The 13127-nt window shown below is 72.7% G+C and carries 11 protein-coding genes; 1 reads left to right on the top strand and 10 read right to left on the bottom strand.

Going from position 1 to position 13127, the window contains the following annotated elements; all coding sequences use genetic code 11:
- Nucleotides 1–160 precede the first annotated feature (160 nt).
- The 4 genes from ASF82_RS15630 to ASF82_RS13340 form a co-directional block, all read right to left on the bottom strand.
- Entirely contained in the window at nt 161–673 is a 513-nt protein-coding gene (locus tag ASF82_RS15630) for a hypothetical protein (protein ID WP_056057904.1), read from the bottom strand.
- A 4-nt stretch (nt 674–677) separates the two neighbouring features.
- On the bottom strand, nt 678–1355 hold the full coding sequence (locus ASF82_RS13330; protein ID WP_156370147.1) for a hypothetical protein: 678 nt from the start codon (nt 1353–1355) through the stop codon (nt 678–680).
- Between the two features lie 155 nt (nt 1356–1510).
- The gene (locus ASF82_RS13335; protein ID WP_056057910.1) at nt 1511–2044 is read right to left on the bottom strand and encodes an amino-acid N-acetyltransferase; all 534 of its coding nucleotides are present in this window, start codon (nt 2042–2044) and stop codon (nt 1511–1513) included.
- 249 nt (nt 2045–2293) lie between these two features.
- Nucleotides 2294–4777, bottom strand: coding sequence for an ATP-dependent Clp protease ATP-binding subunit (locus ASF82_RS13340; protein WP_056057913.1), 2484 nt, complete (start codon nt 4775–4777; stop codon nt 2294–2296).
- A 185-nt stretch (nt 4778–4962) separates the two neighbouring features.
- On the opposite strand from ASF82_RS13340, the gene ASF82_RS13345 reads away from it, so the two are divergent.
- Nucleotides 4963–6009 carry an NAD(+)/NADH kinase gene (locus tag ASF82_RS13345; RefSeq protein ID WP_082514638.1) on the top strand — a complete coding sequence of 349 codons (1047 nt, stop codon included), beginning with the start codon at nt 4963–4965 and terminating at the stop codon, nt 6007–6009.
- Between the two features lie 121 nt (nt 6010–6130).
- On the opposite strand, the gene ASF82_RS13350 is transcribed toward ASF82_RS13345, so the two are convergent.
- The 6 genes from ASF82_RS13350 to ASF82_RS13375 all read right to left on the bottom strand — a co-directional run bounded on the left by ASF82_RS13350 (nt 6131) and on the right by ASF82_RS13375 (nt 13091).
- Nucleotides 6131–7150: a sigma-70 family RNA polymerase sigma factor gene (locus tag ASF82_RS13350; protein ID WP_056057917.1), complete on the bottom strand. Its 1020-nt coding sequence runs from the start codon at nt 7148–7150 to the stop codon at nt 6131–6133.
- Between the two features lie 585 nt (nt 7151–7735).
- Nucleotides 7736–7918 carry a hypothetical protein gene (locus ASF82_RS13355; RefSeq protein WP_056057920.1) on the bottom strand — a complete coding sequence of 61 codons (183 nt, stop codon included), beginning with the start codon at nt 7916–7918 and terminating at the stop codon, nt 7736–7738.
- 77 nt (nt 7919–7995) lie between these two features.
- A complete protein-coding gene (lysS, locus tag ASF82_RS13360; protein WP_056057923.1) occupies nt 7996–9522 on the bottom strand; it encodes a lysine--tRNA ligase in 1527 nt (508 codons plus the stop codon).
- A gap of 67 nt (nt 9523–9589) precedes the next feature.
- Complete coding sequence (locus ASF82_RS13365; protein ID WP_056057925.1) at nt 9590–10360, bottom strand: Rossmann-like and DUF2520 domain-containing protein; 771 nt, start codon at nt 10358–10360, stop codon at nt 9590–9592.
- A complete protein-coding gene (locus ASF82_RS13370) occupies nt 10357–12615 on the bottom strand; it encodes a PH domain-containing protein (RefSeq protein ID WP_056057928.1) in 2259 nt (752 codons plus the stop codon). Before ASF82_RS13370 ends, ASF82_RS13365 begins: the two co-directional genes overlap by 4 nt.
- Nucleotides 12612–13091 carry a PH domain-containing protein gene (locus tag ASF82_RS13375; RefSeq protein ID WP_056057930.1) on the bottom strand — a complete coding sequence of 160 codons (480 nt, stop codon included), beginning with the start codon at nt 13089–13091 and terminating at the stop codon, nt 12612–12614. Before ASF82_RS13375 ends, ASF82_RS13370 begins: the two co-directional genes overlap by 4 nt.
- Nucleotides 13092–13127 lie beyond the last annotated feature (36 nt).

Below are 13127 nucleotides of genomic sequence, written 5' to 3' on the forward strand. Positions count from 1 at the left end.
GTGCGAAGACGGGGTGCGGCGGCACGCTGCGCGCGGCCCGTCCCGGTCCGGCCCGGCCCGACCCCACCCGCGAGACACCACGTTCTCGCACGCGAACCACGCCGCGGCGTGGTTCCGGTGCGAAGACGTGGTGCGGCACGGCGCGCGCCACGGCGGGCGGCTAGCGCAGGGCCTTGAGCAGGTCCTCGGGGGTCGCAGCCATGGTGTGCGGCCCGGCGATGTCGAAGAAGACCTGCTCGAGCACGTCGAGGTGCACGTCGAGGAAGGCCCGCAGCGCGGCGGCGTCGTAGAGCATCACCTCGCGGTGCGGGTCGTCCGGCACCATCGCCGCGTAGGCGTCGGCCGACGAGAAGAGCAACAGGATCCGCTTGTCGGTGTTCTCGCGGCCGAAGACGCGCACCTGCTCGGCCGCCCCGAAGACGGGACCGTCGTCGGCGGACTCGTCCGCGCCTCCCTCGGCTCCAGCGGCCGTCGAGCCTCCGTCAGCGCCCGACGCACCCGCGGCACCAGCACCGCCCGCCGCACCGGCACCGCCCGCGGCACCCGCACCCGCAGGCGCCACCAGCTTCGGCACCACGACCACGTCGTGACGGAGGGCGAACGCGACGGCCGCGACGTCCTGCGACGCCAGCGCCAGCTCGAGGGCCTCGGAACGGGGAGAAGGATCGTTCATGCGCTCAGTTCAGGATCATGGGGGCGGTGTCGGCCGAGACGATGTCTCCGACGCTGACGGTCAGACGGTAGGTCGCGCCTCCCGCAGGAACCGGGGTGCGCGTGCCCTCGCAGGTGTCGGGGGTGGAGCGGGTGCGGTCCCAGGCGATCGCCGGCGTGGTCAGGGTCTGGCCGGCCTGGATGGTGACGACCTGGTCGGTCGGGTTCACCTGGCAGTCCTTCGACGACCACCACTGCTCCTGGCCGCTCGTGACCACGAGGGCCTGCTGGCTCGACCCGAGGTTGAGCGAGCAGTCGACCGAGCCGGTGTTCGTGATCGACATCGAGATCTGCGGCAGCTGCGTCGACGCGTACGTCGCCGCGTCGGTGATCGGCACGAGGTCGACGACGCCCGCGGCGCAGGTGGCGTCGTCGCCCGCGGCGGGCGCGTCGGTGGCCGGAGAGGTCGCGTCGGCGGCGGGAGCCGCGCCCGTGGCGGGCGCCGAGGCCTCGGTCGTCTCCTCGGCGGCGGCCGGGGGCGTGCTCGTCGCGGCGGCGCCGGGCTCGGCGGCGCCGGAGCCGGGTCGCACGACGATCAGCACGATGACGATGATGACGACGACGAGACCGAGGGCGACCATCGCACGCCGACGCCAGTACACCGAGGGCGGCTGCGGCCCGGTCGGATCCATGAACGTCGACATGAGCAGAGGTTAAGCGCTGGTCACCGCCGTGACCGGGAGGGCAGCGGCGTGTGCGCTGAGAATGGGCCGAGCGTGCGCCGAGCCGCCGGCCCTCGAGCCGGACGAGCCGGACGAGCCGGACGAACCCCGCGAGCCACCCGCGCCGAGCCGCCGACCTACGGCCGCGGCGGCAGCGCCTTCAGCATGCGCGAGTTGCCGAGCGTGTTCGGCTTCACGCGCGCGAGGTCGAGGAACTCCGCGACGCCCTCGTCGGTCGACCGCACGAGCTCCGCGTACACCTCCGGCGGCACGAGCCCCTCGTCGCCGACGTTGAGGTAGTCGTGCTTCTCGAAGAAGTCGACCTCGAACGTCAGGCAGAACAGGCGACCGATCTCGAGACGACGGGCCGCCTCCTCCAGGCCGTCGAGGAGGCGGTGGCCGACTCCCTTGCGGATCCACGCGGGGTCGAGGGCGAGGGTCCGGATCTCGGCCAGGTCGTCCCACATGACGTGCAGCGCTCCACAGCCGACAGGCACCCCGTCGGGGCCGACCGCGATCTGGAACTCCTGCACGTCGCCGTAGAGCGTCACGAGGTCCTTGCCGAGCAGGATGCGTCGCTGCACGAACGGCTCGCAGAGCCTCTGGATGTGCGGCACGTCGCTGACGACGGCGTCACGCACGGTGATGCCGTGCTGGTCGGCGGAGGTCATCGGGCCAGCCTACCCACGCGCCCCGCGCCTCCGGCGGGAGGGGAGAGCCGAGGAGGCGCGGGTCGGCGGGCCGGCGTCGGTCACGGCAGGTCAGCGCCCACCCGCCCGCGGGGACGGTGACCCGCCGCACCCCACCGCGCGAGCACCGGACCACCGGAGCACGCGGACGCACGAACGCCCGAGGGCGGCCCGGCCGGAGCCGGACCGCCCTCGGGCGTCACTGCGGGTGAGACCCGCACGGGGTGCTGCCTAGTCGTCGCTCTTCTCGAGCACGAGCACCTCGTCGCGGCCCTGCTGGCGGGTCGTGGTGAACACGAACTCGCCGTCGACGTAGTCGACCACGACGTGGTCGCCGGCCGTCAGGTCGCCCGTGAGGATGCGCTCAGAGAGGCGGTCCTCCACCTCGTGCTGGATCGCACGACGCAGCGGGCGAGCACCCAGGGCCGGGTCGAAGCCGACCTGGATGAGGCGCTCCTTGGCGGGCACCGTCAGCATGGCCGTCATGTCGCGGTCGAGCAGACGCTCGCTGAGGCGCTTGACGAACAGGTCGACGATCTGGAGCAGCTCGGGGCCCGACAGCTGCGGGAAGACGATGGTGTCGTCCACGCGGTTGAGGAACTCGGGCTTGAAGTGCTTCTTGAGCTCCTCGTTGACCTTGGCGCGCATGCGGTCGTAGCCGGTCGCGGTGTCGCCCTCGATCTGGAAGCCGACGGGGCCGCCGGCGATGCCCTTCGAGCCGAGGTTGGTCGTCATGATGATGACCGTGTTCTTGAAGTCGACGACACGACCCTGGCCGTCGGTCAGACGACCCTCCTCGAGCACCTGCAGCAGGCTGTTGAAGATGTCGGGGTGGGCCTTCTCGATCTCGTCGAACAGCACCACGGAGAACGGCTTGCGACGCACCTTCTCGGTGAGCTGGCCGCCCTCCTCGAAGCCGACGAACCCGGGAGGGGCACCGAAGAGGCGCGAGACGGTGTGCTTCTCGCCGAACTCCGACATGTCGAGGCTGATCAGCGCGCCCTCGTCGTCGAAGAGGAACTCGGCGAGCGCCTTGGCCAGCTCGGTCTTGCCGACGCCCGTGGGCCCCGCGAAGATGAACGAGCCGGAGGGGCGGTTCGGGTCCTTCAGGCCGGCACGCGTGCGGCGGATGGTCTTGGAGAGCGCCGCGATGGCCTCCTCCTGACCGATGACGCGCTGGTGCAGCGCCTGCTCCATGAAGACGAGACGCGAGGTCTCCTCCTCGGTGAGCTTGAAGACGGGGATGCCCGTCGCCTGGGCCAGCACCTCGGCGATGATGCCCTCGTCGACGGTGCCGCCGGCTCCGGCCTCGCCCGAGCGCCACTGCTTCTCGAGGCGGAGGCGCTCACCGAGCAGCTTCTTCTCCTCGTCGCGGAGCGAGGCGGCCTTCTCGAAGTCCTGGTCCTCGATGGCGGCTTCCTTCTGGGCGCGCACACCGGCGATGCGGTCGTCGAACTCGCGCAGCTCCGGCGGGGCCGACAGGATCGAGAGGCGCAGGCGGGCGCCGGCCTCGTCGATCAGGTCGATGGCCTTGTCGGGCAGGAAGCGGTCGCTCACGTAGCGGTCGGCGAGGTTCGCCGCCGAGACGATCGCGCCGTCGGTGATGGACACCTTGTGGAAGGCCTCGTACTTGTCGCGGAGGCCCTTGAGGATGTTGATCGTGTGGGGCAGCGACGGCTCGTTGACCTGCACCGACTGGAAGCGGCGCTCGAGGGCGGCGTCCTTCTCGAAGTGCTTGCGGTACTCGTCGAGCGTCGTGGCGCCGATGGTCTGCAGCTCGCCGCGGGCCAGCAGCGGCTTGAGGATCGACGCGGCGTCGATCGCGCCCTCGGCGGCGCCCGCACCCACGAGGGTGTGGATCTCGTCGATGAAGACGATGATGTCGCCGCGCGTGCGGATCTCCTTCGTGACCTTCTTCAGGCGCTCCTCGAAGTCACCGCGGTAGCGGCTGCCGGCGATGAGCGAGCCCAGGTCGAGCGAGTAGAGCTGCTTGTCCTTCAGGGTCTCGGGCACCTCGCCCTTGACGATGGCCTGCGCGAGGCCCTCGACGACGGCGGTCTTGCCGACGCCGGGCTCGCCGATCAGCACGGGGTTGTTCTTCGAGCGGCGGGAGAGGATCTGCATGACCCGCTCCATCTCCTTCTCGCGACCGATGACCGGGTCGAGCTTGTTGTCGCGCGCGGCCTGGGTCAGGTTGCGGCCGAACTGGTCGAGGACCTGGCTGCCGCCCTGCGTGCCCTGCTGCTGCTCGCCTCCCACGGCCACCGCCTCCTTGCCCTGGTAGCCGGACAGGAGCTGGATGACCTGCTGGCGGACCCGGTTGAGGTCGGCGCCGAGCTTCACGAGGACCTGGGCGGCGACGCCCTCGCCCTCGCGGATCAGGCCGAGCAGGATGTGCTCGGTGCCGATGTAGTTGTGGCCGAGCTGGAGGGCCTCGCGGAGGCTGAGCTCGAGGACCTTCTTCGCGCGCGGCGTGAAGGGGATGTGACCGGTGGGCTGCTGCTGGCCCTGGCCGATGATGTCCTGGACCTGCTCGCGCACGGCGTCGAGCGAGATGCCCAGCGACTCGAGGGCCTTGGCGGCGACGCCCTCGCCCTCGTGGATGAGCCCGAGCAGGATGTGCTCGGTACCGATGTAGTTGTGGTTGAGCATCTTCGCCTCTTCCTGGGCGAGGACGACGACGCGACGGGCACGGTCGGTGAATCTCTCGAACATCTTCTCTTGCTCCCTCGGTGGCGGGGTGGGAGTGGCGCCACCGCTCATGCAGTCGGTGCCAACTGGGGGCAGCACCGGTGTCTGTTGTCGAGAGTAACCACGGGCCCCGGGGTTCGCAGCCCCTGTTCGCTGGGGGCGTGACGGAGGTGCAGCGACCTGTCGGAGGGCGCCGGTACGGTCGCTCCATGGGCACCTTCACCGTCGGTCTCGTGCCGCACCCCACCAAGTCCGTGGCCGAGTCGGTCGCGATCCTCTGCGCCTGGAAGCAGGACGGCCTGCCCGGCAAGGGCGACGTGCTGCTGATCGCGCTGCAGAGCGACGAGCACCGGGTCGCGGGCGCGGTCGAGCTGGTCGACGAGCGGTCGTTCCGCGACCGGGTCGACGTCGTGGTCGCCCTCGGCGGCGACGGCACGATGCTCGGCGCGATGCGCCTCGTGGCCGACCGCCCCGTGCCGGTGCTCGGCGTGAACTACGGCAACCTGGGCTTCCTCGTCGAGGTCGAGCCCGCCGACCTGCCCGACGCGCTCGAGCGCCTCGCCGCGAAGCGCTTCTCGCTCGAGCCGCACCACGCCGTCGAGGTGGTGCACTCGACCTCGACCGACGAGCACACCTTCCTCGCGTTCAACGACGTCTCGATCGCCCGCCGCCCGGGCGAGGGCGTCGTCACCGCCGACCTCGTCGTCGACGGCACGCCCTACGGCCACTACAAGGCCGACGCGATCATCGTCGCCACGAGCGCCGGCTCGACCGCGTACAACTACGCCGCGGGCGGGCCGGTCATGTCGCCCGCCGTCGCGGCGACGCTCATCACCCCGGTCGCCCCGATGTCGGGCATCGACCGCTCGGTGGTGCTCGGGCCGGGCGAGGCCCTGCGCTTCCAGGTCGGCGCGGGCACCCGCTCGGCGGCGCTCGAGGTCGACGGCCGCGTGGTCGCCGACGTGAGCGAGGACTGCGTCGTGTCGATGCGGCTGCAGCGCGAGGCCGGGCAGGTGATCCGCTTCGACGCCGGGCGGCACGCGACGAAGGGGCGGCTGAAGCTCAGCCTGCTCGACCTGCCTCTGCGCGAGGACCAGCTGCTCGAGCTCGTGCCGAGCGACGTCCGCGCCAAGTTCAAGGCCCGGACGGCGCACCGCCGCGGCGGGCTCGTCTCCGCGGCGCAGCTCGAGGCCGAGGCGGCGGAAGTCGTGGCGAGCGCCGACGCCGAGGACGAGGCGGGCGACGCCGCCTCCTGACCTGACCTGACCCCGGAGGCCCCGGGGAGGCGCGGGGCGGCACACGACGGAGGGCCGCCTCCCCGGGGCGGGAAGGCGGCCCTCTCGTGGTGGTGCAGGTGCAGCGGACGCTGCCGCCGGGCTACTGCAGGTACAGCTGCAGGTCCTGGCTGACGGCCTTGGCGAACATGCGCAGGCGGGCGCGGCTCTCGACGCGCGAGACGGCCTGGCGCGAGCTGTGCACGCGCTTGCTGATCTCGTCGAGGGTCATCGGCTGGTCGTCGTCGAGGCCGAAGCGCATGCGGATCACGCGGGCCTCGTCCTCCGGCAGCGTCGCCACGAGGGCGTGCATGTCGCGGTTCAGCAGCGAGTTCTCGGTGGCGGCCGTCGGCGACGGGGTCTCCTCGTCCTCGATGAAGTCGCCCAGCTCGCTGTCTTCCGCATCGCCGACGACGGTGTGGATCGAGACGGGCTCGTGCGAGCGCGACTTGAGCTCGACCAGGTCGGCGACCTCCATCGCGACCTCGGCGGCGACCTCCTCGACGGTGGGCGCACGGCCCAGGTCGACGGTCAGGTCGCGCTCGGCGCGCGAGATGCGGTTGATGCGCTCCACCGTGTGCACGGGGATGCGGATGGCACGCGCCTTGTCGGCGAGGCCGCGGGCGATGGCCTGACGGATCCACCAGGTGGCGTAGGTCGAGAACTTGTAGCCCTGCGTGTAGTCGAACTTCTCGACCGCGCGCACCAGGCCGAGGTTGCCCTCCTGGATGACGTCCATGAAGGGGAGGCCGCGCTGCGTGTAGCGCTTGGCGATGCTGACGACGAGGCGGAGGTTCGCGGTGATCATGCGGTCCTTCGCACGCTCGCCGTCGTGCTGCAGCCAGCGGAGGTCGCGCATCGTCTCGGCGTGCGCCTTCGTGCGGACCTTCTTGACGGCGTCGGCGGCCTGGAGCTCCTTGAGCTTCTCGCCGGCGAAGAGGCCGACCTCGATGCGGCGGGCGATCTCCGTCTCCTCCGCGGCGTCGAGGAGGGGCATGCGGCCGATGTGGCGGAGGTAGTCGCCCACCTGGTCGGTGGAGGCACCTCGCACCTGCGAGAGGACCTCGACCTCGGTGTCGTCGGTGGTGTCCGTGGTGGTGTTGCGCGTGGTGACGGTAGTCATCGTTTCTCTCCCTGCTCGAATTCAGACCGTGGTGTCGTGTCGAATAGTTCGTGAAGCTCTTCGGCGTACTTCGAGTCTGGTGCCAGCACGAAATGACACTGGTGTCATTCAGGCAGTTCACAAGGTTGTTCGGAGGGCACGTACAGGGTTTCGAGTGCTTCGGGGGACGAACGGGGTGCGGCTTTGACTCGGGGCACATCGCGGGTGTAGGCCCGGTCGGGGCCGCACGGGGTACGGCTTCCTGGGTGCGACCCCCGCGCATCCCCATGAACACGCGGATCGCGGGGTGTCAAGCGAACACTGCGCGACTGTCCACCGAACGCGCCGGGGTACGCGGCGACCGGCTGACCCTGCCCCGGGGAGGGGGACACCGAGGCCCGTGGGAGGCGCCCCTCAGCCCCCCGAGACCACCCGGGTGAGCAGGGGGTCGAGAGCGCGGTCGCGGGCGTGCCGCCGCCCGCCGCGGGCGGGGTCGCCGCGGGAGGGGTAGTGGGCTGACGACGACGAACGAGGTGACCCGTCCGGGCCCCTCCACGAGGGAGAGGACCCAGGACGAGTCACCTCGTCGAAGCTCGGAGCGGCGCCTCAGCGGCCGGAGCGCTCCTCGGCCTCGGCGCGGGCGCGCTCCTCCGCCTCGATCTGCGAGTAGACGGTCCGCTCGGTGCGGTCGGCTCGGAGCAGCGACCGGACGGCGAACCAGAAGATCAGCCCGACGACGATGGTCGGGGTCACGGCGAAGAGCGCAGCTCCCCAGAAAGTCTCAGGCACTCCACAAGGGTAAGCGATGGTGCCCGGGAGTCCACCGGGTACCGCGGCCGGCCCTCACGAGCCGACCCGCGCCTCCCTCACTTGACGAGCGGGAAGAGGATCGTCTCGCGGATGCCGAGGCCGGTGATCGCCATCAGCAGGCGGTCGATGCCCATGCCCATGCCGCCGCTCGGCGGCATGCCGTGCTCGAGCGCGCGGAGGAAGTCCTCGTCGAGGCGCATCGCCTCCGCGTCGCCGCGGGCCGACAGCGCGGCCTGCTCGACGAAGCGCTCGCGCTGGATCACCGGGTCGACGAGCTCCGAGTACGCCGTCGCCAGCTCGAAGCCGCGCACGTAGAGGTCCCACTTCTCGACCACGCCGGCCTTCGACCGGTGCTGGCGCACGAGCGGGCTCGTGTCGACCGGGAAGTCGACGACGAAGGTGGGGCGGTCGAGCGACGGCTTGACGAAGTGCTCCCAGAGCTCCTCGACCAGCTTGCCGTGCGTCTCGTGCGGCACGACGAGCTCGACCGAGTCGGCGAGCTCCCGCAGCTCGGCGACCGTCGTCTCGGGCGTGATCTCGCGGCCGGCGGCCTCGCTGAGCGACTCGTACATCGGCACGCGGGCCCACTCGCCGCCGAGGTCGTACTCCGAGCCGTCGGCGAGGGTGACGAGGTGCGAGCCGGCCACGGCGTGCGCGGCGTTCTGCACGAGCTCCTGCGTGAGGCGGGCCATCTGCTCGTAGTCGCCGTACGCCTGGTAGGCCTCGACCATCGCGAACTCGGGCGAGTGGGTGGAGTCGGCGCCCTCGTTGCGGAAGTTGCGGTTGATCTCGAAGACGCGGTCGATGCCGCCGACCACCGCGCGCTTGAGGAACAGCTCGGGCGCGATGCGGAGGAAGAGCTCGGTGTCGAAGGCGTTGCTGTGCGTCTGGAACGGACGCGCCGCGGCGCCGCCGTGCATCGTCTGGAGCATCGGGGTCTCGACCTCGAGGTACTCGTACGAGTCGAAGGTGCGACGCAGCGACGAGACGGCCGCGGCACGGGCCCGCACGGTCACGCGAGCCTGGTCGCGCACGATCAGGTCGAGGTAGCGCTGACGCACGCGCGTCTCTTCGCTGAGCTCGGAGTGCAGGTTCGGCAGCGGCAGGATCGCCTTCGCGGCGATGCTCCACTCGGCGACCATGATCGACAGCTCGCCCCGCCGCGACGAGATGACCTCGCCCTTCACGAAGACGTGGTCGCCGAGGTCGACGAGCTCCTTCCAGTCGGCGAGCGCCTGCTCGCCGACGGCCGCGAGCGAGACCATCGCCTGGATGCGCGTGCCGTCGCCGGCCTGCAGCGCGGCGAAGCAGAGCTTGCCGGTGTTGCGCGCGTGCACGACGCGGCCGGCCAGGCCGACGACGTCGCCCGTCTCGGCGCCGGGCTCGAGGTCGGCGTGGCGGGCACGGACGGCGGCGATCGTGTCGGTCACCGGCACGCCCACGGGGTAGGCCTCGCGGCCCGACTCGAGCAGGCGGGCGCGCTTCTCGAGGCGCACCTGCTTCTGCTCCGACGCCTCACGGGCCGCCTCGGCCTCGGCGGCCGCCTCGTCGGTGGGGGTGCTGGTGTCGGGGGCGTCGGTCATGTGCGAGGGGCTCCTGCAGGGGACGAGGGGTGGAGGCGGTGCGGGCGGTGCGGGTCGAGCCCGGACCTCACGCCCCGTGCCGCGGTGACGGCCCGTCGTCGGCCGACGGGCGCCCGAACGGCGCAGTGTCGATGGTACCGGGGCCCACCGACCCCTCGGCGACGGCGAGGGCGCGGTCCATGGCCGAGCGGACGAGCGGCGCGATCACGCGACCGGGGTCGGGCACGCCGAGCTCGGCGAGCATGCCGACCGACTGGGTGACGATCGCCGCCGAGAACTCGGACGCGGTGGCGACGGCCTCGGCGTAGCGCGGCCGGTCGGCCTCCGCGACGAGCACCGGCTCGGCGCCCATCTCGACGACGAGCGCCTGGCCGATCGGCTGCACCGGCACCGGCGCGGTGACCGCGCAGTACGCCTCGCGCAGCCGCACCAGGTCGATGGTCGTGCCGGTGAAGGTGAGGGCGGGGTGGATGGCGAGCGGGATCGCCCCGGCCTGCAGCGCGGGGCGGAGCACCTCGAGCCCGTGCACGGGTGACGTGTGCACGACGAGCTGGCCGGCCTGCCAGGCGCCGGTCGCGGCCAGGCCCGTGACGAGGTCGGCGAGCTGGTCGTCGGGCACCGCGAGCAGCACGAGCTCGGAGCGCTCGACGATCTGCTGCACGGTCAGCACCGGAGCACCGGGCAGGATCGCCTCGGCGCGGTCGCGGCTGCGCTCGGAGACGGCCGAGATGCCGACGATCGCGTGGCCGGCCGCGGCGAGCGCGGCGCCGAGCACGGGCCCGACGCGGCCGGCGCCGACGACTCCGATGCCGAGGCGTCCGCTCTGCTGGGGGCTCATCGGGGGTCGTCCTCTCGGTGGCGGGCGGGGGCGGAGGTGGGTGCGGAGGCCGGCGTCGGGGCTGGTGCGGGGGCCGGTGCCGGGGCGGGTGCGCGTGGCGGTGCCGGGGCGGGTGCGCGTGGCGGTGCCGGGGCGGATGCGGGCGGGGCGTCCGGGGGCGTGACGGGCGTCGGCGACCCGACCCGCGACTCCTCGGGGGGAATCCGAGAGGGATCCGACGCAGCGAGCCCGTTCTCCGCGGCTGCCTGGTCGCTCGCCACCGGATCACTCTCAAATTTGAGAGCAGGGGCAGGGGCAGGAGCAGGAGCAGGAGCAGGAGGGGCGGGAGCGGGAACGGCGGGAGCGGGAACGGCGGGAGCGGGAACGGCGGGAGCGGGAGCGGCGGGAGCGGGAGGGACGGCTGGGCCCGGGGAGGCGGCGGGCACGACGCCGGCAGCGGTGGCAGGAGCCGAGGCGGCGGCAGGCCCCGGGGAGGCGGGGGGCTCGGCGGCCGAGGCGACGGCGAGCCAGCGGTGGGTGCGGTCGGCCCGGGCGGCCTCGACGCCGTCGCGGGCGGCTCCGGTGAAGAAGGCCAGGGCGTCGGCCTCGTCGAGGGCGCCGATCTGGGCGGTGATCGGCCCGGCGACCGTGTGCAGGTGCACGGCGGCGAGGCGGAGCCGCCGCAGCAGCGGTCCCTGGTGCAGGCTCACGCTCTGCACCCGGGGCAGGGGCACGATGATCAGCTCACGCCAGATCGCGCCCTTCCGCAGCAGCAGCGCGCCGGGCGCCGCCCGGAAGCCGTTGCGCCGCCACGAGAACCAGCGCAGCACCGCGGCCCGACGCGGCGACGTCGTGAAGCCGCCGTCGGAGCCGCGCGACGTGAGGCCGTCCTCGACGAGCCGCAGCGTGTGCGAGGCGTGCTCGTCGGCCGCGGCGCGCAGGTCGTCGGGGGGCGAGGCCGCCGCAGCGGGCCCTGCCGGGCCGTCGGCGACCACCGTCGGCGCCCCGTCCGCGTCGGCCTCCGCCGCCGCCGCGAGCCCGACCAGCTCGGGCAGCACGAGCTCGAGCACCCGGCGCACGTCGCCCTCGTCGCCCACCGGCAGCAGCACGCTCGCGCCCTGCTGCCCCGTCGACGACGACGCCGCCGCGCTCGAGCGCGAGGCGCGGTTGATGCTGATCTCCCACCAGCCGAACGGCCGCCAGAGCAGCGGCTGGCTCACGCGCACCGAGTGGATGCGCCCGGGCGGCAGCGTCTCGTTCGTGGTGGAGAAGAGGCCGTAGCCGATGCGGATGCCGTCACGGGTGCCGGCGATGCTGTACCGCAGCGACTTCGACACCCGGTTGACGTAGTAGCCGCCTGAGCCGAGCACGGCCGGCAGCAGCGCGAAGAGCAGGAACCACTCCCCCGTCAGCCGCACCGTGACGACGACGGCGATCGCGGCGGCGACGATGAACAGCGTGTAGCCGCTGAGCACGACCGAGCCGACCAGCCTGCGGAGGTCGACCCGCACGACCGACTCGGGAGGCGCCTCCTCGGTGCCGTCCGCGAGGAACTCCGCGGCGCGCTGCTCGACGAGGCCGACGAAGCCCGGCCGCCCGGCCGGCCCCTTCGCCAGCGAGACCCCCTCGGCGCGCTGGGCCCCGGAGGCGCGGCGCAGGATCTCGCGTCGGAGGTCGTCGGCCGAGGCGGAGCGCAGGTACGCGAGGCTGACGTTGGCGTCGTCGCCCGCCTGGCTGACCTCGAGCTTGGCGGCGCCGAACAGCCGCGCGAGGACGGGCCGCTGCACGGCGATGCCCTGCACCCGGTCGAGGCGGGCCCGACGCTCGGTGCGGAAGACGATGCCGCTGCGCACCTCCACCGTCTCCTCGGTGACGCGGAACGTGTTCATCCGCCAGGCCAGCCAGAAGAAGGTCGAGAGCACGGCCACGACGACGACGAGCCCGAGCAGCACCCAGCCGAGCAGGCCGTGGTCGACGACGTAGCCGAACGGGTCGCCGTCGTCGCCCCCGCGGCGCCCGCTGACGATGCCGGCGACGAGCTGCACGACCCAGTCGCGCGCGTTGTAGACGATGATGCCGAGGGCGACGATCAGCGCGGTGCCGCCGCGGAGCAGGGGCGTCGCCGGGTGCAGCCGGTGCCACTCGCCGTCGGTGAGGGCCGCGACCTCGGCGGGGGCCGGCGGACCGGCGGGGCCAGCGGGTCCAGCGGGTCCAGCGGGTCCAGCAGGATCAGCGGGATCGGCCGGCCCCGGAGCCGGCGGCCCGACGTCGGTCACAGCCCCGCCCGCCTCGACTCGGCGAGCTCGACCAGGCGGTCGCGCAGCGCCTCCGCCTCGGCCTCGGGCACCCCGGGGATGGTCACGGCCGACGACGCGGCCGCCGTCACGAACTTGAGGTCGCTGAGCCCGAGGGCGCGCACGACCGGCCCGCGGTTGATGTCGATGAGCTGCATGCGGCCGTAGGGCACGGCGACGACGCGGGTGAACAGGATGCCCTTGCGCAGCAGCAGGTCGTCGTCGCGCAGCTGGTAGCCGATGGCCCGCACGCGCCGCGGCACGAACGCGCAGACGAGCAGGGTCACGACGACCAGCCCGGCCGTCAGGAGGCGCCACCACAGCGAGTCGAGGAACCACAGCGGCAGGGTGGCCGCCGCCACGACGAGACCCGTGACGAGCCAGCCGATCACCTCGGGCCAGACGTACCGCGGCGAGACGCCCGTCCAGGTCGCGTCGGCGACGTCGAGTCGGCTCATGGCGGTCCTCCGGGGCGGTGCGGTCGGCGGGCGTGC

The sequence above is a fragment of the Frigoribacterium sp. Leaf164 genome (assembly GCF_001423665.1).
GTDB lineage: Bacteria > Actinomycetota > Actinomycetes > Actinomycetales > Microbacteriaceae > Frigoribacterium > Frigoribacterium endophyticum.

Bases quoted from the DNA above. Each gene is read 5' to 3' on its own strand.
- ASF82_RS15630 (WP_056057904.1), bottom strand. From the start codon at position 673: ATGAACGATCCTTCTCCCCGTTCCGAGGCCCTCGAGCTGGCGCTGGCG.
- ASF82_RS13330 (WP_156370147.1), bottom strand. From the start codon at position 1,355: ATGTCGACGTTCATGGATCCGACCGGGCCGCAGCCGCCCTCGGTGTAC.
- ASF82_RS13335 (WP_056057910.1), bottom strand. From the start codon at position 2,044: ATGACCTCCGCCGACCAGCACGGCATCACCGTGCGTGACGCCGTCGTC.
- ASF82_RS13340 (WP_056057913.1), bottom strand. From the start codon at position 4,777: ATGTTCGAGAGATTCACCGACCGTGCCCGTCGCGTCGTCGTCCTCGCC.
- ASF82_RS13345 (WP_082514638.1), top strand. From the start codon at position 4,963: ATGGGCACCTTCACCGTCGGTCTCGTGCCGCACCCCACCAAGTCCGTG.
- ASF82_RS13350 (WP_056057917.1), bottom strand. From the start codon at position 7,150: ATGACTACCGTCACCACGCGCAACACCACCACGGACACCACCGACGAC.
- lysS (WP_056057923.1), bottom strand. From the start codon at position 9,522: ATGACCGACGCCCCCGACACCAGCACCCCCACCGACGAGGCGGCCGCC.
- ASF82_RS13365 (WP_056057925.1), bottom strand. From the start codon at position 10,360: ATGAGCCCCCAGCAGAGCGGACGCCTCGGCATCGGAGTCGTCGGCGCC.
- ASF82_RS13375 (WP_056057930.1), bottom strand. From the start codon at position 13,091: ATGAGCCGACTCGACGTCGCCGACGCGACCTGGACGGGCGTCTCGCCG.